The sequence below is a fragment of the Plantactinospora soyae genome, assembly GCF_014874095.1.
GTDB classification, from domain to species: domain Bacteria; phylum Actinomycetota; class Actinomycetes; order Mycobacteriales; family Micromonosporaceae; genus Plantactinospora; species Plantactinospora soyae.
In genome coordinates this window covers 910,591-929,498 of sequence record NZ_JADBEB010000001.1, presented here as the reverse complement: position 1 = coordinate 929,498, position 18,908 = coordinate 910,591, and the positions used below count along the sequence as shown (strand labels likewise).

Sequence of the window (18,908 nt, the reverse complement as noted above, 5' to 3'; positions counted from 1 at the left end):
CCCATTGCGCAAGTTTGCTCACTGGGAAATAAGTCACCGACACGTAGGCTTGTTCCCGATGGACACGACGGTCGGACGCCGGGAGCGCAAGAAGGCCGCGACCCGGCAGACGCTGCACGAGGTCGCCCTCCGGCTCGCCGCCGAACAGGGCCTCGACCGGGTCACCGTCGAGGCCATCGCGGACGCCGCGGACGTTTCCCGGCGTACGTTCTCGAACTACTTCGCAAACAAGGAAGAAGCCCTCTTCCACGCCGATCTGGTCCGAATCCGCCGCCTGCTGGAGCTGGTACGCGCCCGGCCGGCGGACGAGCACCCCTGGACCGCGCTGAGTCGGGCCGCCGAGCAACTGACCGCCGCGAGCGACTACCTGGACCCGCTCTGGCTGGCCCAGCGGCGCCTGATCCGCGCCCATCCGAGCCTCGCGGCGTACCAGATCACCGTGTACGGGACGGTCGAGCGGGAACTGACCGCCGAGATCTGCCGGCGGCTGCCGGAGAGCCCGGAGGCGCCGCTGCGGGCACGGGTGCTCGCCGCGGGGTTCCTGAACGCGCTACGCGCCGCCACGCAGCACTGGATCGACCATCCGGACAGGCCGCTCACCGAGCTCGTCCACGACGCCTTCACCTACCTCACCGACCGCTGACGAGTGATCCGATCGGCCGAAGTCCGTGGGCGGGCAATGGTCGGTGGGTAGCGGACAGCGGCCGGGCACAATTTTGCGTACTCCGCATCTTTGCGCGCTACGCAAAATGAGCTAGGGTGGGTGACGTGAGCATCGAGGGTGGCGGGCGGGTCGGGCTGCGGCAGCGGAAGAAGGCCGAGACCAGGGCGATGCTCAGTTGGGCGGCCATCCGGCTCGCGGTCGAACGGGGACTCGACAACGTACGGGTGGAGGACATCGCCGAGGCGGCCGGTGTCTCCCCGCGTACCTTCAACAACTACTTCTCCAGCAAGGGCGAGGCGATCGTCGCCCGTCACCTGGACCGGTCCCTCCGGGTGGTGGCGGAACTGCGCCGCCGACCCGCGTCCGAGCCGCTCTGGGAGTCGATCACCCACGCGGTGCTCGTATCGCTCGATCCGGGTCCGGAGCTGGCCGGGCAGCCGATGCCGGAGCACCAGCAGTGGGTCGCCGGCATCCGGCTGATGATCGCCGAGCCGGCGGTGCAGGGCGAGTTCCTGCGGGCCAGCGCGCTCGCCGAGGCCGAGATCGCCACGGCGGTCGCCGAACGCACCGGCTCCGACGTCCGGCGCGACCTCTACCCGCAACTCGTGGCCGCCACCGTCATCGCGGCCACCAACGTGGCCACCCAGCACTGGCTGCGCGCCGATCCACCGGTCGAGATGAAACCGCTGCTGACCGAGGCTCTCCGCCAACTCGCCGCGGGACTGCCGACGCCGTAACCCCGGCACCCCACCGTCACCGCACTGCTGTTTACGACGCCAACCGCGCGATGCTGCCGATCTCCAGCGCCACCCAGACCGCCCCGTCTGGGCCGACGGTGATCCCGTGCGGTTCGGAGCCGGGCGTCGGCAGGTCGTACCCCTGGATCTCGCCCTCGACGGTGACCCGGCCGACCCGGTTGGCGCCCCACTCGGTGAACCAGCAGCCGCCGGCCGGGTCCGCGATGATGGCGTGCGGCCGGGCGGCCCGGTCCGGCAGCGGAAACTCCTGGATCCGACCGTCGGGGGTGATCCTGCCGAGCTGACCGGCCCCGATCTCGACGAACCAGAGCGCGCCGTCGGATCCGGCGGTGATCCCGACCGGTGCGGCGCCCGGCGTGGGTAGTGGATACAGCGCCGGTACGCCGTCGAGGCCGAGCCGGCCGATCGAGTTCGCCTGGTTGAGGGTGAACCACAGCGCGCCGTCCGGCCCGGCGGTGATCGCACTGGGCAGGCCTCCGGAGGTGGGCAGCGGGTACTCCGTGACCGTCCCGTCGGTGCTGATCCGGCCGATCCGGTCGGTGTTCATCTCGGTGAACCAGAGCGCACCGTCGGGGCCGGTCGTGATGCCGTACGGCCCACAGTCCGGCGTCGGCACCGGGTACGACGTGACCTCGCCCCGGGCGGTGATCCGGCCGATCCGATGGTCCCGGAACCGGGTGAACCAGAGCGCACCGTCCGGGCCGGAGGTGATGACCGACGGCCCGCACGCCGGATCGTCGAGCGGGTAGCTGTCGACCTGGCCGTCGACGGTGAGCCGGACGATCTTTCCGGCGTGCACCAGGGTGCTCCAGAGTGCGCCGTCCGGCCCGGCAGTGATGCCGTACGGCCCGGCGTCCGATTCGGACACCGGGATTTCCTGGATCGAAAGTGGGACGTCTCGTCGCATCGCCTTGCCTTCCTCGGGGCGTGAACCCCGAAACCTGGATCTGGGAACGTGCAGCCGTCCATCGGTCATCGCGCGGTACTCGCCACGCCACCGTTGGCGCAGCCGCCGGTCGTGGCTCACCACCAGCAACGCGCCCGGATGGTCCGCGAGCGCCGCCTCCAGCTCTTCGACCAGACCAGGGGAGAGGTGGTTGGTCGGCTCGTCGAGCAGCAGTACCTCGGAGCCGGCGGCCAGGACCGCCGCCAGGTGCAGCCGGGCCTGCTCGCCACCGGAGAGGCTGTCGAGCCGCCGGTCGTGGTCGACGCCGGCCAGGCCGAGGGCGTGCAGGGTGCGCGCCACCCGGGCGTCCGCCTGGTAGCCACCACGCAGCTCGAAGACCGTCGCCAACTCGCCGTACTCGGTCAGTTGTCGCGGGTCGCCGTCGGCGAGCAGCGGCTCCAGTTCCCGGAGCCGGGCCTCGATCGCGCGTAGTTCGGCGAGGGCGCCGTCGATGACCTGTCGCACCCGCAGGTACGTCGGCAGCGGCGCTTCCTGTCCGAGGTAGCCGACACCGGCGGTAGCGACGACGGTCACCTGCCCCTCGTCGGGCTTCTCCCGGCCGGCGAGCAGGCGTAGCAGGGTGGACTTGCCCGAGCCGTTCTCGCCGATGATCCCGGCGCGTTCGCCGGGGGCGACAGTGCAGGTGACCGCGTCGAGCACGGTCCGGTCGCCGTAGGTCCTGGTGACGGCGTGCAGGCTGATCTGGGTAGGCATGCGGACACTCCTGGGCGTCGAGCGGTCGGCGTCCGTCGGGATGACGGCACGGGACGCGGTGAACGCTTCACAGGAGCATCGGCGGGACCTCGCTTAAGGCAACGGATGTAGCAATAAGATATTGCCATGACATCGCCGGGACCGCCAACCGACTTCTCCGCCGTACCGACCGGGGCAGCGCGGCCGGGGCCGGTCCGGCGGCCGGGTGGACGCACCGCGCAGGTACGCCGCCGGGTGCTCGACGCCGTCCGGGCCCACCTGGTGGAGTACGGATACGACGCCCTGGCCGTCGACGCCGTGGCGGACCGTGCTGGAGTGCACCGCACCACTGTCTACCGGCGCTGGCGTGACGTCGGCGGGCTGCTCGCCGACGTACTCGCCGAGGCCGCCGACGACGGGTGGTGCCCGCCGGACACCGGCTCGCTCGACGGCGATCTGATCGCGGTCAACCGGGAGGTGTACGCCGCACTGACCGGCGACTCGCCGATCACGATCGCGCTGATCTCCGCGTCGTTCCGGTCGACGCAGGCGGCGGAGGCGCTCCGCGCGTTCTGGGCCGACCGGTACGCCCGCTGTGCGGTCATCGTGCGGCGGGCCGTGGATCGCGGCGACATACCGGCGGGAAGCGTCGCGCGTCGGCTGCTCGTCGCGGCCACCGCGCCGATCTACCACGAGCTGGTGCTCCTGCGGTCGCCTGCCGACGGGCAACTCGCCGAGCGGGCGGCCCGGGCCGCCGTCGCGGCGGCCCGTGCGGGAGCTTTCACCGAGAGCGAACACCCGCCGGTTTCGTTCGGGCCACCGGCCGAACCGGCGAACGCCGAGCACTCCGCAGTGGACACCTGCCCCTACTCTGCAGCCGAGGAGGCCCGTTGATGGGACTCCCGTCCGTAATGGGCAGAGTCAGATAGATAAAGCGATTTTACCGATATCCGGCGACGACGGTATTTGATGCAGCTGACCATGTACGGGTGGTGAGTCTTATTGAGCGGTGAGTGAATCATGTCGGCCATTTGCCGGCGAGGTGGTTGCGGCCGGCCGGGGGACTTGTCCCTACCGAACGGTTAGACTTTGCCGATCCCAGGATGGTCGCTCTTCCGATGGCTTTGCCGGTTCCCCGGACTGTGGCACCATCATGGAACATCTAGCTTTCAAGACACATCACCTCGACGGGAGCAACCAATGCCTGCATGGAGGTTGGGCCGGTTCATTGGCTCTCTTCTTGTGCTCGCCGGGCTCGCCGTCGGCGGCTTCGCCGCCAGCGTGGGCACGGTCGGTCTGTTGGAGCGGAGCACGGTGACGGCGTCAGAGACGTCCGGTGAAGGTCTGCAACCCGCCCCCGCGGTTGCCTTCCACACCTTCGGCTTCGAGTGGAACTGACGACCATCCTCTCCAGGAGTGATCTCCCCTAGATAGGGAGTGGTATGCCTAGGGGCTCTACCGCGACACGTCGGTCCCCTGAGCATGCCTGGCTCGTCACCGGTCCGCTGGGAATCTTCGCCGTCGTGCTGTCGGTGGCACTCGGCGTCCTCAGCGACGAGCCGGTCGGTGAGTGGGCGCTGGCCGCCCTGATCTTCGGGCTGGTCCTGGTCTCCGAGATGCCGATGCTCTACTTCGTCAACCGGCGCCAGACGATGTCGTTCACCATCACCGAGATCCCCCTGCTCTTCGCGCTCTTCGAGTTGCCGCCACTGACCGTGGTGCTGGTCTTCACCCTGGGTTCGCTGATCGCCCAGGTTCGTCGTCGGATAGCCCAGCCCAAGGCGTGGTTCAACGTCGCCAAGGCGGCCTCGGCCAGTTCGCTGGCCAGCCTGCTGCTACTGGCCCTGCCGGACATGCGCGGGTTCGGGCCGGGCACCTGGGCCATCCTGTTCGCCGCCGTCGGCAGTCACACCCTGGTCACCCTCGGCGCCGTGGCCGCGGTGATCGCCGTGATCCACGGGATACCGGCCGGCTGGGGGATGATCCGCTCCTCCGGTCCCGGACTGGTCGCCGCCGCGATCAACGTCGCGGTGGGCCTGGTCGTCATGCTCTGCATCCGTACCACCTGGTGGTCCGCGCTGCTGCTGCTCGCGCTCGCCGGCGCCATGGCGGTGCTGTACCGGTCGTACTCGCAGTTCTTCCGGCAGCACCGCACGTTGGCCGACGTCTACGAGATGACCAAGGCGATGAGCGAGCGCGGCCAGGACGGCACGCTGGCCGACTCGCTGCTGGTCCGGGTCCGGGCCATCATGCAGGCCGAGGCCGCCACCCTCTGGCTGCCGGCCCAGGGGCGCCACCCGGAGGTGCTGTTGACCGCCCGGGTCGACGAACGCGGGCTGCTCGACATCTCCCGTACCCCGGTCATCGCCCGGCAGCGGGCATGTGACGAAGGTCGCACGGTTGCCGCCGGTACCAGGGTGGGCGGGGACCGGGATGTCCGGGAGGCGCTGCGCGGGGCGGGAGTCAAGGACGTCATCGTCACCCCGCTGCGGTCCGGCCAGGCGATCATCGGCTCCCTGGAGGTGGTGAACCGGCTCGGCGACATCGGCCACTTCACAAAGGCCGACCTGCCGATCCTCGAGACGATCGCGGCACACGCGGCGGTCGCGCTCGAAAACTCGCGACTGGTTGACCGGCTGCGCCACGACGCGTACCACGACGGGTTGACCAACCTGCCGAACCGGCGACGGGTGAGTGACGCGCTCGAGAAGGCGGTCGGGGTGCGCGCCCCCGGCGAGGTGGTGGCGGTGATGCTGTTCGACGTGGACTCGCTCCGCCAGGTCAACGAGTCGGTGGGGCACGCCGCCGGTGACCAGGTGCTGACCGAGGTGGCGAACCGGCTGCGCGCCTCGGCGCCGTCAGCCGCGCTGGTCGGCCGGATCGGCAGCGACGAGTTCGTGGTGACCCTGCGGATGGAGAGCGTCGACGCGGCGCTGGAGCTGGCCGCGCAGTTGCGTGAGCAGATCCGTGACCGGATGGTCTTCGACGCGCTGGTCCTCGACGTCGACACCGTGGTCGGGGTCGCGGTGCATCCCAACCACGGCAGTGACCCGGCCACCCTGTTGCAACGGGCCGACCTTGCCGTGACCAAGGCGAAGTCGGCTCCGGACGGAATCCAGTTGTTCAGCCCCGGGCTGGAGTCGCGGTCGTCGCACCGGCTCGGTCTCGCCGGGGACCTGCGGCGGGCTCTGGACAACGCCGAGGTGCAGGTCTACTACCAGCCGAAGGTCACCTTGCGGAACCGACGGTTCGTCGGCGTCGAGTGCCTGGCGCGTTGGGAGCATCCGGCACACGGCGAGGTCGCTCCGGAGGACTTCGTGGCGGTGGCCGAGCACACCGGCCAACTCGGCCGGCTGACCGAGATGGTCCTCCGGGAGGCGCTGCGGCGCAGTCGTGACTGGAGCGTCGGTGGCGAGTCGCTGGCGGTCGGGGTGAACGTCTCCGCGCGCACCCTCGGCGACCAGCAGTTCCCCGCCCTGGTGCGGGATCTGCTCGCCGAGTACGGCGTCGCCCCGGAACTGCTCACCCTGGAGATCAAGGAAGCCGGTGTGCTGGACGGCACCGAACGCGCGGTACCGGGGCTGCGCCGGCTGCGGGACATCGGGGTACGGCTCGCCGTCGACGACTTCGGCACCGGCCACTCCTCGCTCTCCTACCTCCGTCGACTGCCGGTCAACGAGGTCAAGGTCGACCGCTCCTTCGTGCAGGGGATGGCGACCGACCCAGTGGACCTGGCCATCGTCAACGCGGTGGTGACGCTCTCCCAGCAGTTCGGTCTGGCGGTGGTCGCCGAGGGCGTGGAGAGCGAACTCACCCTGGAACTGCTACAGGACATCGGCTGCCAGATCGGGCAGGGATTCCTGTTCAGCCGTCCACTGCCGTACGAGCGGCTGGAGGCGTGGTTCGCGGCCCAGTCGGAGTCCGAGGCCCACCCGAGCGGTGCCGACGTACGGCGGCTGCGGGCGGTGCCCTGAGCCGGTCCACCGGCCGGTCCGATGCCCCGGAACGCGACCGGGGATCTGATTTCACCTCGTGCCGTACGCCGTGTACTCTTACCTCTGCGCGCCAGCCGGAAAGATCGCGCGGTGCCCCCTTAGCTCAGTCGGCAGAGCGTCTCCATGGTAAGGAGAAGGTCTACGGTTCGATTCCGTAAGGGGGCTCAAAGGGTTCAGCTGGACCCGCCCACAGCGGTGTAGCTCAGTTGGTAGAGCAAACGGCTCATAATCGTTGTGTCGCCGGTTCAAGTCCGGCCACCGCTACTCTCGGTCGCCGGTTAGCCCGGAGGCCGAACCGAGAGGGCGCCTTGGGCGCCCACTTTGCATGTCCGCGTGGCAGGCGTCTACGCTGGTACATCGTTAGTCGAATCCGTTGACGAGAGGGGCGCCCCACCGTGGCCAAGGCGACTGATGTCCGTCCGAAGATCACCCTGGCGTGTGTGGAGTGCAAGGAGCGCAACTACATCACGCGTAAGAACCGCCGTAACGACCCGGACCGCATCGAGCTGAAGAAGTTCTGCCCCCGGGACGGCAAGCACACCATCCACCGCGAGACCCGCTGACGCGGGCCGACGGAAGTCGGCCCAACTCAGACCCAGGATCGCCGTTCCGACCCCGGCGCGCGTGCCCTCAGGCTCGTCGCGCCGGCACCCGGGGCGGCGATTTGCTGTATCTCCTCCCGGTCAGGGCGCCGTGGTGGCGTTCGTCCCGGTCGCCTCGCGCTCACCGGGCCGGCTCGCCGCGGCCGTGTAGGTTCGGCGGCATGTCCCTGGACCCGTCCTTCGTCGGCCGCACCTACCCGCCGACGGCGCCCTACCAGGTGGGGCGCGAGAAGATCCGAGAGTTCGCCACCGCGATCGGCGCCGAGGAGCCGGCGTACCACGATCCGGAGGCCGCCCGGGCTCTCGGCCACGCCGACGTGCTGGCGCCGCCGACCTTCCCGATGACGATCACCATGTCGGCGAGCCGCCAGATCATCGAAGATCCGGAACTCGACATCGACTACAGCCGGGTGGTCCACGGCGACCAGCGTTTCCTCTACACCCGGCCGGTCGTCGCCGGCGACGAGCTGGTCTGCGTCAACACGGTCGAGGACATCGTCGCGCGGGGCGGACACGGCTTCCTGACCACCCGTACCGAGGTCAGTACGACCGCCGGGGAACCGGTGGTCACCGTCTGGTCCAAGCTCGTCGTACGCGGAGAGGGCTGAGATGGATCTGTCTCCCCGGACCTACCGGATCACCCGCGCGGACCTGGTCCGCTACGCGGGAGCCTCGGGCGACTTCAACCCGATCCACTGGAGCGACCGGTTCGCCACCAAGGTGGGCCTGCCCGGTGTGATCGCGCACGGCATGTTCACGATGGCGCTCGTCGGCCGTGCGGTGACCGAGTGGGCCGGCTCCCCGGACGCCGTGGTCGAGTACGGCGTCCGGTTCACCCGGCCGGTGGTGGTGCCGGACGACGACGAGGGCACCGAGATCGAGGTGACCGCCGTCGTCCGGGACACCGGCGAGCCCGGACTGACCCGGCTCGACCTGACCGCCACCTGTCACGGCGAGAAGGTGCTGGCTCAGGCTCGGGCCGTGATCCGTACGCCGGCCTGACGACTGAACCCGGGCGGGCCAGGGACCGGCGTCGATCCGTCGGGCTCTTCGGGGGCTGGCCGGCAGGTCGGAGCGATGTCTCCCCGCACGCTCCGGCGTACCGGTTGGGAAACTCGTGCCTCTACCCGTACACTGGTCCGCCGTGGGGCAAGTGGCCTCTACTCAGGCGTGCGTGCCCGAGTGGGGTCCGGCTGCCCGCACAGGGGTGTAGCTCAATTGGCAGAGCAGCGGTCTCCAAAACCGCAGGCTGCAGGTTCAAGTCCTGTCACCCCTGCGCCTACGGCCTGACCGGTCCCGGGATCGGCGTCGCCATCATTGGCGACCGGCTCGTGTTGGTGGTAACGGCGGGGTCGACCCGAGGCGGGATGTCCGCCAGGGTTCGCTCCACCGGGTCCGCCGGTCGCGGGCCGTTCCGGGGGACGGTCGTCCGGGGGCTTGGTCGCGGGTGTTCGGTGTCCGTGGCGGAGGCCCCGGTTCCGGCCGGCGTGACCAGCGCAGCGCGCGTTCACCGACGCGCGTACCAACCACCCGGCGACGGAGGGCGAAGTGGCCGAGAAAAATCGGCGCGACGAGGACGACAACGACCGTCTCGAGGACGAGGCGATCGATGACGTCGTCGACGATGACGCCGACGACGACGAGGATGAGGACGAGCCGGTCTCGCGTGGTGGTACTGCCACCCGGGCCCGTACCAAGGCCGACTCGGCGGACAGTCGCCCCAAGACCATGACGGAAACGGGCCGGGTCGGAATATTCGGCCGGCTTGCCCGGTTCTTCCGCGAGGTCGTGGCGGAGCTGCGTAAGGTCATCTGGCCGACCCGTAAGGAGCTGCTGACCTACACCGCCGTGGTGGTCGTGTTCGTCGCCGTCGTGCTGACGATCGTGGCCGGGTTGGACTACGCCTTCGCCAGAGGCGTGCTGTGGGTCTTCGGCGGCTCCAGCTGACCACCTGCCCCACCTGCCCCACCTGATAGTGACGGAAGTGAGCGAGCGTGCCTGAGTACGACGAGAGCGCCGAGGCCCCGGACGAGCAGTCCGCGGTGGCGACGGCGGGCAGTGCCGAGTCGGTCGAGGCCGCAAACGAGTCGGAGTTCCCCACGGCTGAGCCGGAGCCGGACGAGGACTTCGATCCTGTCGCCGAGCTGCGGCAGAAGCTGCGCTACGCGCCGGGTGACTGGTACGTGGTCCACTCGTACGCCGGTTACGAGAACAAGGTCAAGACGAACCTGGAGACCCGGATCACGAGCCTCGACATGGAGGAGTTCATCTACCAGGTCGAGGTGCCGACCCGGGAAGAGGTCGAGGTCAAGAACGGCAAGCGCCTCCAGGTTCAGAACAAGGTCTTCCCGGGCTACATCCTGGTCCGGATGGAGCTGACCCCGGAGTCGTACTCCTGCGTCCGGAACACCCCGGGGGTCACCGGCTTCGTCGGCGCGACCGACCGGGCGGACCGGCCGGCGCCGCTCTCGCTCGACGAGGTGCTGAAGTGGCTCGCCCCGGCGGTGGAGACCGAGGCCGCCAAGAAGGCCAAGCCCGAGATCAAGGTGCTGGACTTCGAGGTCGGCGACTCGGTCACGGTCACGGACGGTGCCTTCGCGTCGCTGCCCGCCACGATCAGCGAGATCAACGCCGATCAGCAGAAGCTCAAGGTCCTGGTGTCGATCTTCGGCCGGGAGACCCCGGTCGAGCTCAACTTCAACCAGGTCGCCAAGATCTGATCCTGGCCGCCGATTCCCGGCGGTCGGCCGCCCGACAGACGTCGTACCGGCCGCCCGGGAGGCGCTTCCGCAACGCGGCGCCCGCCCGGGTGGTCAGCGGCCGACCTCGGCGCGCCGCCCGAGGCGGTCCTGCGCTACTCTTGAACGTCGCCCGCACGCGAGGCGCGCTTGACCGTGCGCGCCGACGGGTGACGTCAGGTGCACGTTCCCCAGTTTCAAGCCCAGGAAGAGACATGCCTCCGAAGAAGAAGCTCGTCAAGACGTTCACGCTTCAGCTGCCGGCGGGCCAGGCCACGCCGGCGCCGCCGGTCGGCCCGGCGTTGGGTCAGCACGGCGTCAACATCATGGAGTTCTGCAAGTCGTACAACTCGCAGACCGAGTCGCAGCGCGGTGACATCGTGCCGGCCGAGATCAGCGTGTACGAGGACCGGACCTTCACCTTCGTGCTGAAGACCCCGCCCGCCGCCCGGCTGCTGATCAAGGCCGCCGGCGTGCAGAAGGGCTCCGGCGTCCCGCAGAGCGAGAAGGTCGGCTCGGTCACCCGCGCACAGCTGCGCGAGATCGCCGAGAAGAAGATGTCCGACCTCAACGCCAACGACCTGGACCAGGCCGAGAAGATCATCGCCGGCACCGCCCGGTCGATGGGCATCACGGTCAAGGAATAGGGTCCACCCCCACCTCCCAGCACGGATCAGTTCGTGGGAGGGCACGCGGCACCCGCGTACCCGCCAGATACCACAGGAGTGTTCAGACATGCAGCGCAGTAAGAGCTACCGCAAGGCAGCCGAAGCCATCGACCGGGACAAGCTCTACACCCCGGCCGAGGCCGTACGGCTCGCCAAGGGGAGCAGCAACGTCAAGTTCGACGCCACGGTCGAGGTCGCGATGCGCCTCGGTGTCGACCCCCGTAAGGCCGACCAGATGGTCCGGGGCACGGTCAACCTGCCGCACGGTACCGGCAAGACCGCCCGCGTGATCGTCTTCGCGGCCGGCGCCAAGGCCGACGAGGCGACCGCCGCCGGGGCGGACATCGTCGGTACCGACGAGCTGGTGGCCCGGATCCAGGAGGGTTGGCTGGAGTTCGACGCGGCGATCGCCACGCCGGACCAGATGGCCAAGATCGGCCGAATCGCGCGGATCCTGGGCCCGCGCGGTCTCATGCCGAACCCGAAGACCGGCACGGTGACCATGGACGTCACCAAGGCCGTCTCGGAGATCAAGGGTGGAAAGATCACCTTCCGGGTGGACAAGCACTCGAACCTGCACCTGATCATCGGCAAGGCGTCGTTCTCCGAGGCGCAGCTGGTCGACAACTACGCCGCGGTGCTCGACGAGGTGCTCCGGACCAAGCCGTCCGCCTCCAAGGGCAAGTACCTGCGCAAGGTCACCCTCGCCACCACCATGGGCCCGGGCGTTCCGATCGACCCGAACGTGATCAAGAACCTGCGGGAGGGGGCCGAGGACTGATCCTCGCCCGACCCACAGCTCGGTCAGCCCGATACGGGGCGCACAGCGGAGACCGCTGGGCGTCCCGTATCGGCATTCCCGGCGTCCCTGTGGCACTCTTCTTCCCGTGCGTCTGGATCAGGTCTGGCTGCGGTACGGCGTCCGCGCACCGTGGGTGCTCCGGGCGGTCGAGGTCGACATCGGTCCCGGCGAGAGCGCGGTGGTGCTCGGCCGGAACGGCGCCGGTAAGTCGACCCTGCTCCAGGTGGCCGCCGGGGTGCTGACCCCGACCCGGGGTGTGGTCCGGGACCGTCCCGGGACGATCGGCTGGGTGCCGGAGCGGTTTCCCGCCGACCAGCCGTTCACCGTCGCGCAGTACCTCACCGGGATGGGCCGGATCCGTGCGCTCTCCGGTCCGGCGCTGACCCGGACCGTGGACGGCTGGATCGAGCGCCTCGGCATCGCCCCGTACCGGGACGTCCGGCTGCCCGCCCTGTCCAAGGGGACGGCCCAGAAGGTGGGCCTCGCCCAGGCCCTGCTCCGCTCGCCCGACCTGCTCGTCCTGGACGAGCCCTGGGAGGGGCTGGACGGGGCGACCCGGGAACTGGTCCCGGAGTTGATCAGGGAGGTTCGGGCGGCCGGTGGCGCCGTACTGGTCAGTGACCACCGGGGCGAGACGATCCGGCTGCCCGACGCCGCGCAGTGGGCCGTCGCCGACGGCACCGTCTCGATCGTCGGTCCGGCAATCGCCGAGGGGCGGCCCGATGCCGGGAAGATGTCCGTCGTGGAGATCGCCGTCCCCAGCGCCCGTGCGGCAACGACCGTCGCCGACCTGCGCGCCGCCGGTCACCACGTGCTGCGGGTACGTCCCTCCGACGTGCCCGCCCCGCCGGCCGCGTCGGTCGGGTCCGCCCCGTCGACGGGTCTGGCCGGGCCGGGGCAGTTGGTCGGTCCGGACGGAGCGGACGGCAGTACCGAGGTGACGTCGTGACCCCGCTGGTCGGGATGCGGTTGGCCGGGTTCGTCCGGTCGGCCCGGGCGCTGCCCCCGTTGATCGCCGCACTCGTCGCGCTCACCGTGCTGCACGGCGGTGCGGGTGCCCAGGCGGCCGAGGCGTACGGGGTCTCCGCCGTCGTACTGTTCCCGATCCTGGCCTGGCAGACCCGGCTGCTGCTGGACACCGAGCCGGACGTCCAGCGCCGACTCGCCGGGGTCGTCGCCGGGCGGCGCTCGGAACTGGCCGCGGGCGTACTCGCCGCCGTGGTGGCCGGGTTGGCCTTCGCGCCGGTCGCGTTGCTCGTACCCTGGCTGGTCGGCGGGGTCACCGGGCCGGAGCGGACCGGCGACCTGCCGATCCTCCTGGGGCTGGGGGTCGGGCTGTGGGCGTACCTGCTGGTCCTGCCGGCGGCGATCGCCCTGGGCGCGCTGGCCAGCCGGGCGGCGACGGCGAGCCCGCTCTACGGGGTGGCCGTCCTGGTCGGCGGGGTGGTCGGGGCGTTCGTGTTCGGCCTGAAGACCTCGGTGGTGCCCTGGCTCGCGCCGCCGGTGCTGGCGACCGCCCGGGCGAGTACGACGGGCCCGACGGCGGGCACGCTGGCGCTGCTGACGGCACACGCCCTGGCCTGGAGCGCCGTCGCGCTGGCCGGCTACGCCTGGTTGCGCCGTCGACGGGCGTGACCGGGACCACCTCGGGTGATTTGGCCGTCACCCGGGGCGTACCGTAGGCTGTGATTCTGTCCGCGCTTCTGCGGGCGGAAATCGTATTCACCCAGAGACCGCTGGTCACCGTGCTTCGGCACGGTCGAAGGTCCCGTTGGACGGGACGGCCCGCGCAGGGCGAGACGGATAGCGTGCCAGGTCATGATCACATGATCTTCCCGCCCCGTGCGCCGTGCGCCGGGGCGTCTCTCGTTGTGGCGGAGCCTCCGACGCACCCGTTGCCCGATCGAGCCGCAGGGCCGATCGGTGTCGGTGGTGACCAGCCTGGAGCAATGAGAGAGGAGGGACATGGCGGACAAGCCGGTTCGGGCTGACAAGGCCACCGCCGTCGCCGAGCTCACCGAGTACTTCCGTAACTCGGGTGCCACCGTGCTGACCGAATACCGTGGTCTGACGGTTTCCCAGCTGACCCAGTTGCGTCGCACGCTCGGTCGGGACACGACCTACGAGGTTGCGAAGAACACGCTGGCGAAGCGTGCCGCGACGGATGCTGGCATTGCCGGCCTCGACGAGCTGTTCACCGGTCCTACCGCGCTGACTTTCGTCTCCGGGGACGTGGTCGAAGCGGCGAAGGGTCTGCGGGAGTTCGCGAAGGCCAATCCGAAGCTCGTCATCAAGGGTGGCGTCTTCGAGGGCCGGGCGATCACCGCGGACGAGGTCAACAAGCTTGCCGACCTTGAGTCCCGTGAGGTGCTGCTGGCCAAGCTGGCCGGCGCGATGAAGGGCAGCCTGAGCAAGGCCGCTGCCCTGTTCCAGGCGCCGCTGGCGCAGACCGCCCGCTTGGCGGCTGCCCTGCAGGACAAGCGTGAGAAGGAGGGGCAGGCCTGAGGCCAGCCCGTCCGATACCCCGATATTCGTGTAACAGATCTACGAAAGGACGCCAGACATCATGGCGAAGCTCAGCACCGACGAGCTGCTCGACGCGTTCAAGGAGATGACGCTGATCGAGCTGTCGGAGTTCGTGAAGCAGTTCGAGACGACCTTCGACGTCACCGCCGCGGCGCCGGTCGCGATGGCCGCCGCCGGTGGCGCTGCCGCGCCGGCCGAGGCCGAGCCGGAGCAGGACGAGTTCGACGTCATCCTCGACGCCGACGGTGGCAAGAAGATTCAGGTCATCAAGGTCGTCCGCGAGCTGACCGGCCTGGGCCTCAAGGAGGCCAAGGACCTGGTCGAGGCCGCGCCGAAGGCCGTCCTGGAGAAGGCCAACAAGGAGACCGCCGACAAGGCCAAGGCCAAGCTCGAGGCCGAGGGCGCCAAGGTCACCCTCAAGTAGGTTCGCACCACGTCATCCGTCCCGGCCCGATCCTTTCGTCCCCGCTCCGCCGAGTGGGACCCGACGGGGAACGGGCCGTGGCGGGTGTCCGCGTCGGGTCGAGTGAGCTGACGCACAGGAATTCGCCACGGGCGGTGATCCGGCGCCGGATCGCCGCCCGTTCCCGTCCGCTGACAGCCTGCGACCGTCGATGATCAGGGCTTTGGCGCCTCCGACCGTGGTCGTACGGCCGCCCGGGCGGCCGCCGCGGGATGGCGACCCGGGTAAAGACGTTGTCCGACCCGGGCATCAGCCCTTGACGCGGCACGAAGCGGCAGGCACGCTGACATCAGCAAGACCTTCCGCGCTTGCGACGGCCGACACCTGGGTAAGAGCCGACGGCAGCACCACGAGCCGCTGGTATCAGACGGGCCTAGCGGGATGCGTGCGGGAACGTGTAAGCGCGCTCAGCGCGCGCCGACCGAGTGTCGGCGACACGTTCTGCAACGCCCTGCCGTGGTGGGCTGGACAGCGGTTAGCCGCTCGGCTACACTGCTAGTTTGCGCTGCCTTCCGACTTGACCCCTGCTCGGAATGTCCGATTGTGGATATTTGGAGTGGGGCCATTGGAGTGCACGCGTAACAGCCGTTCTGCAGCACCGGTCCTCGGAAGGACGCATCTTGGCAGCTTCCCGCCCTGCGAAGACCAGTCGTACGTCGAGCGCTTTCGCGCCCCGCCGAATTTCCTTCGGCAGGATTACCGAACACCTCGAGGTCCCCAACCTCCTCGCCATCCAGAACGAGTCGTTTGACTGGCTGGTCGGCAACGAGGGTTGGCAGGGCCGGTCGGCCGACGACCCGCACGCTCGATCGGGTCTCGCTGAGATCCTCGACGAGATCAGTCCCATTGAGGACTTCTCCGGCACTATGTCACTTTCCTTCTCCGCGCCCCGCTTCGACGAGGTCAAGGCCTCGATCGAGGAGTGCAAGGAGAAGGACCTGACCTACTGCGCCCCGCTGTTCGTGACCGCGGAGTTCACCAACAACACCACTGGCGAGATCAAGAGCCAGACGGTGTTCATGGGCGACTTCCCGATGATGACGCCCAAGGGCACCTTCATCATCAACGGCACCGAGCGCGTCGTGGTGAGTCAGCTCGTCCGGTCCCCGGGCGTGTACTTCTCCAAGGAGCCGGACAAGACCTCCGACCGCGACCTCTCCAGCGTCAAGGTCATCCCGAGTCGGGGTGCCTGGCTGGAGTTCGACATCGACAAGCGAGACACCGTGGGTGTCCGCATCGACCGTAAGCGCCGGCAGGCCGTCACCGTCCTGCTCAAGGCCATCGGTTGGACCAACGAGCAGATCCGCGAGCGGTTCGGCTGGTCCGAGCTGATGATGACCACCCTGGAGAAGGACCACATCGCCGGGGTGGACGAGGCGCTGCTCGACATCTACCGCAAGCTCCGGCCGGGTGAGCCCCCGACGCGGGAGAACGCCCAGACCCTGCTCGACAACCTCTTCTTCAACCCGAAGCGGTATGACGTAGCCAAGGTCGGCCGATACAAGTTCAACAAGAAGCTCGAAGTCGGCGTACCCATGAACAAGGGCACGCTGACCGAGGACGACATCGTCGCCACCGTGGAATACCTGTGCCGGCTGCACGCCGGTGAGGAGGGCTACGAGGCCGACGACATCGACCACTTCGGCAACCGCCGGCTCCGTACCGTGGGCGAGCTGATCCAGAACCAGGTTCGGGTCGGTCTCTCCCGGATGGAGCGGGTCGTCCGGGAGCGGATGACCACCCAGGACGTCGAGGCGATCACGCCGCAGACCCTGATCAACATCCGCCCGGTGGTGGCGGCGATCAAGGAGTTCTTCGGTACGTCGCAGCTGTCCCAGTTCATGGACCAGACCAACCCGCTGGCGGGCCTGACCCACCGGCGCCGGCTGAGCGCGCTCGGCCCGGGTGGTCTGTCCCGGGAGCGGGCCGGCTTCGAGGTCCGGGACGTGCACCCGTCCCACTACGGCCGGATGTGCCCGATCGAGACGCCGGAAGGCCCGAACATCGGCCTGATCGGCGCGCTGTCCACCTTCGGCCGGGTGAACCCGTTCGGGTTCATCGAGACGCCGTACCGGAAGGTCGTCGAGGGTCGGGTCACCGACCAGATCGACTACCTGACGGCGGACGAGGAGGACCGGTTCGTCAAGGCGCAGGCCAACACCGCGGTGCGGGCCGACGGCGCCTTCGCCGAGGACCGGGTCCTGGTCCGGCGGAAGGGCGGCGAGATCGACTACGTCGCACCGGGCGCCGTCGACTACATGGACGTGTCGCCGCGCCAGATGGTGTCGGTGGCCACCGCCATGATCCCGTTCCTGGAGCACGACGACGCCAACCGGGCACTGATGGGCGCCAACATGCAGCGCCAGGCGGTGCCGCTGGTCAAGGCCGAGTCGCCGCTCGTGGGTACGGGCATGGAGTACCGGGCCGCGGTCGACGCCGGTGACGTGGTCGTCGCCGAGGTCGGCGGTGTGGTCGAGGACCTGTGCGCCGACTACGTGACGGTGCACCAGGACGACGGCCACCGGCGTACCTACCTCCTGCACAAGTTCCGCCGCTCGAACGCCGGCTCCTGCGTCAACCAGAAGCCGGTCGTCTTCGAGGGCGACCGGGTGGAGGCCGGCCAGGTCATCGCCGACGGTCCCTGCACCGACGAGGGCGAGATGGCGCTCGGGCGTAACCTGCTCGTCGCCTTCATGCCCTGGGAGGGCCACAACTACGAGGACGCGATCATCCTGTCGCAGCGCCTCGTGCAGCAGGACGCCCTCACCTCGATCCACATCGAGGAGCACGAGGTCGACGCCCGCGACACCAAGCTGGGTCCGGAGGAGATCACCCGCGACATCCCGAACGTCAGCGAGGAAATGCTCGCCGACCTCGACGAGCGCGGCATCATCCGGATCGGTGCGGAGGTCGTGACCGGCGACATCCTGGTCGGCAAGGTCACGCCGAAGGGCGAGACCGAGCTGACCCCGGAGGAGCGGTTGCTCCGTGCGATCTTCGGTGAGAAGGCGCGTGAGGTCCGGGACACCTCGTTGAAGGTTCCGCACGGCGAGACCGGCACGGTCATCGGTGTACGGACCTTCTCCCGGGAGGACGGCGACGAGCTGCCCCCGGGCGTGAACGAGCTGGTCCGGGTCTACGTCGCCCAGAAGCGGAAGATCCAGGACGGCGACAAGCTCGCCGGCCGGCACGGCAACAAGGGTGTCATCTCCAAGATCCTGCCGGTCGAGGACATGCCGTTCCTGGAGGACGGCACGCCGGTCGACATCGTGCTCAACCCGCTCGGCGTGCCGAGCCGGATGAACATCGGCCAGGTGCTGGAGACCCACCTCGGGTGGGTGGCCAAGACCGGCTGGAAGGTCAACGGCGAGGACGCCGACTGGAAGAACGCGCTGCGCGCGATCGACGCCCACGAGTCCGAGCCGGACACCAACGTGGCGACGCCGGTCTTCGACGGCGCCAAGGAAGAGGAGATCTCCGGTCTGCTCTCGTCGACCCTGCCCAACCGGGACGGCAAGCAGCTGATCGGCGCGAGCGGAAAGGCGCAGCTCTTCGACGGACGCTCCGGCGAGCCGCTGCCCGATCCGATCGCGGTCGGCTACATCTACATCCTGAAGCTGAACCACCTGGTCGACGACAAGATCCACGCTCGGTCGACCGGCCCGTACTCGATGATCACGCAGCAGCCGCTGGGTGGTAAGGCGCAGTTCGGTGGTCAGCGGTTCGGCGAGATGGAGTGCTGGGCGATGCAGGCGTACGGCGCCGCGTACGCCCTGCAGGAGTTGCTGACGATCAAGTCCGACGACGTCCTCGGCCGGGTCAAGGTGTACGAGGCCATCGTCAAGGGCGAGAACATTCCCGAACCGGGCATCCCGGAGTCCTTCAAGGTGCTGCTCAAGGAGCTGCAGTCGCTGTGCCTCAATGTTGAGGTGCTCTCCAGCGACGGCGTGGCCCTGGAGATGCGCGAGACCGACGACGAGGTCTTCCGCGCTGCGGAGGAACTCGGCATCGACCTGTCCCGGCGCGAGCCGAGCTCGGTCGAAGAGGTGTGAG

At 69.2% G+C, this 18,908-nt stretch carries 18 protein-coding genes and 3 tRNA genes; 20 read left to right on the top strand and 1 reads right to left on the bottom strand.

Features of this window, described 5'->3' with window-relative positions:
- The first annotated feature begins 58 nt into the window (after nucleotides 1-58).
- Nucleotides 59-643: a TetR/AcrR family transcriptional regulator gene (locus tag H4W31_RS04105; RefSeq protein WP_192765419.1), complete on the top strand. Its 585-nt coding sequence runs from the start codon at nucleotides 59-61 to the stop codon at nucleotides 641-643.
- 125 nt (nucleotides 644-768) lie between these two features.
- On the top strand, nucleotides 769-1,401 hold the full coding sequence (locus H4W31_RS04100) for an acyl-CoA-like ligand-binding transcription factor (protein WP_318783013.1): 633 nt from the start codon (nucleotides 769-771) through the stop codon (nucleotides 1,399-1,401).
- Between the two features lie 31 nt (nucleotides 1,402-1,432).
- On the opposite strand, the gene H4W31_RS04095 is transcribed toward H4W31_RS04100, so the two are convergent.
- Nucleotides 1,433-3,082 carry a virginiamycin B lyase family protein gene (locus tag H4W31_RS04095; protein WP_192765418.1) on the bottom strand — a complete coding sequence of 550 codons (1,650 nt, stop codon included), beginning with the start codon at nucleotides 3,080-3,082 and terminating at the stop codon, nucleotides 1,433-1,435.
- 234 nt (nucleotides 3,083-3,316) lie between these two features.
- Between H4W31_RS04095 and H4W31_RS04090 the strand changes: the two genes are divergently transcribed.
- The 18 genes from H4W31_RS04090 (at nucleotide 3,317) to rpoB (ending at nucleotide 18,907) form a co-directional block, all read left to right on the top strand.
- A complete protein-coding gene (locus H4W31_RS04090; protein WP_318783704.1) occupies nucleotides 3,317-3,955 on the top strand; it encodes a TetR/AcrR family transcriptional regulator in 639 nt (212 codons plus the stop codon).
- Between the two features lie 306 nt (nucleotides 3,956-4,261).
- Complete coding sequence (locus tag H4W31_RS04085) at nucleotides 4,262-4,459, top strand: hypothetical protein (RefSeq protein WP_192765416.1); 198 nt, start codon at nucleotides 4,262-4,264, stop codon at nucleotides 4,457-4,459.
- Nucleotides 4,460-4,503: 44 nt separating this feature from the next.
- On the top strand, nucleotides 4,504-7,035 hold the full coding sequence (locus H4W31_RS04080; RefSeq protein ID WP_192765415.1) for a putative bifunctional diguanylate cyclase/phosphodiesterase: 2,532 nt from the start codon (nucleotides 4,504-4,506) through the stop codon (nucleotides 7,033-7,035).
- Between the two features lie 113 nt (nucleotides 7,036-7,148).
- A tRNA-Thr gene (locus H4W31_RS04075) sits at nucleotides 7,149-7,221 on the top strand.
- 26 nt (nucleotides 7,222-7,247) lie between these two features.
- Nucleotides 7,248-7,320, top strand: a tRNA-Met gene (locus H4W31_RS04070).
- 131 nt (nucleotides 7,321-7,451) lie between these two features.
- The gene (gene rpmG / locus H4W31_RS04065; protein WP_067301359.1) at nucleotides 7,452-7,619 is read left to right on the top strand and encodes a 50S ribosomal protein L33; all 168 of its coding nucleotides are present in this window, start codon (nucleotides 7,452-7,454) and stop codon (nucleotides 7,617-7,619) included.
- A 200-nt stretch (nucleotides 7,620-7,819) separates the two neighbouring features.
- Complete coding sequence (locus H4W31_RS04060) at nucleotides 7,820-8,266, top strand: MaoC family dehydratase N-terminal domain-containing protein (RefSeq protein ID WP_192765414.1); 447 nt, start codon at nucleotides 7,820-7,822, stop codon at nucleotides 8,264-8,266.
- A 1-nt stretch (nucleotide 8,267) separates the two neighbouring features.
- Complete coding sequence (locus H4W31_RS04055; protein WP_192765413.1) at nucleotides 8,268-8,660, top strand: MaoC family dehydratase; 393 nt, start codon at nucleotides 8,268-8,270, stop codon at nucleotides 8,658-8,660.
- Between the two features lie 201 nt (nucleotides 8,661-8,861).
- Nucleotides 8,862-8,934 (top strand) — tRNA-Trp (locus tag H4W31_RS04050).
- 272 nt (nucleotides 8,935-9,206) lie between these two features.
- Complete coding sequence (gene secE / locus H4W31_RS04045) at nucleotides 9,207-9,605, top strand: preprotein translocase subunit SecE (protein ID WP_192765412.1); 399 nt, start codon at nucleotides 9,207-9,209, stop codon at nucleotides 9,603-9,605.
- A 47-nt stretch (nucleotides 9,606-9,652) separates the two neighbouring features.
- Complete coding sequence (gene nusG / locus H4W31_RS04040) at nucleotides 9,653-10,378, top strand: transcription termination/antitermination protein NusG (protein ID WP_192765411.1); 726 nt, start codon at nucleotides 9,653-9,655, stop codon at nucleotides 10,376-10,378.
- A 233-nt stretch (nucleotides 10,379-10,611) separates the two neighbouring features.
- Nucleotides 10,612-11,043: a 50S ribosomal protein L11 gene (rplK, locus tag H4W31_RS04035; RefSeq protein ID WP_192765410.1), complete on the top strand. Its 432-nt coding sequence runs from the start codon at nucleotides 10,612-10,614 to the stop codon at nucleotides 11,041-11,043.
- An 88-nt stretch (nucleotides 11,044-11,131) separates the two neighbouring features.
- Nucleotides 11,132-11,845 (top strand): 50S ribosomal protein L1, encoded by a 714-nt coding sequence (gene rplA / locus H4W31_RS04030; protein ID WP_192765409.1) that lies wholly within the window; start codon nucleotides 11,132-11,134, stop codon nucleotides 11,843-11,845.
- Nucleotides 11,846-11,951: 106 nt separating this feature from the next.
- Nucleotides 11,952-12,815: an ATP-binding cassette domain-containing protein gene (locus H4W31_RS04025; protein ID WP_192765408.1), complete on the top strand. Its 864-nt coding sequence runs from the start codon at nucleotides 11,952-11,954 to the stop codon at nucleotides 12,813-12,815.
- Nucleotides 12,812-13,501, top strand: a complete 690-nt coding sequence (locus H4W31_RS04020; RefSeq protein WP_192765407.1) for a hypothetical protein — start codon at nucleotides 12,812-12,814, stop codon at nucleotides 13,499-13,501. The genes H4W31_RS04025 and H4W31_RS04020 overlap by 4 nt, the downstream gene beginning before the upstream one ends.
- 330 nt (nucleotides 13,502-13,831) lie before the next feature.
- Nucleotides 13,832-14,371 carry a 50S ribosomal protein L10 gene (rplJ, locus tag H4W31_RS04015; protein WP_192765406.1) on the top strand — a complete coding sequence of 180 codons (540 nt, stop codon included), beginning with the start codon at nucleotides 13,832-13,834 and terminating at the stop codon, nucleotides 14,369-14,371.
- 61 nt (nucleotides 14,372-14,432) lie between these two features.
- On the top strand, nucleotides 14,433-14,816 hold the full coding sequence (rplL, locus tag H4W31_RS04010) for a 50S ribosomal protein L7/L12 (protein ID WP_192765405.1): 384 nt from the start codon (nucleotides 14,433-14,435) through the stop codon (nucleotides 14,814-14,816).
- A gap of 659 nt (nucleotides 14,817-15,475) precedes the next feature.
- Nucleotides 15,476-18,907 carry a DNA-directed RNA polymerase subunit beta gene (gene rpoB, locus H4W31_RS04005; RefSeq protein ID WP_192765404.1) on the top strand — a complete coding sequence of 1,144 codons (3,432 nt, stop codon included), beginning with the start codon at nucleotides 15,476-15,478 and terminating at the stop codon, nucleotides 18,905-18,907.
- The last annotated feature ends 1 nt before the right edge of the window (nucleotide 18,908 follow it).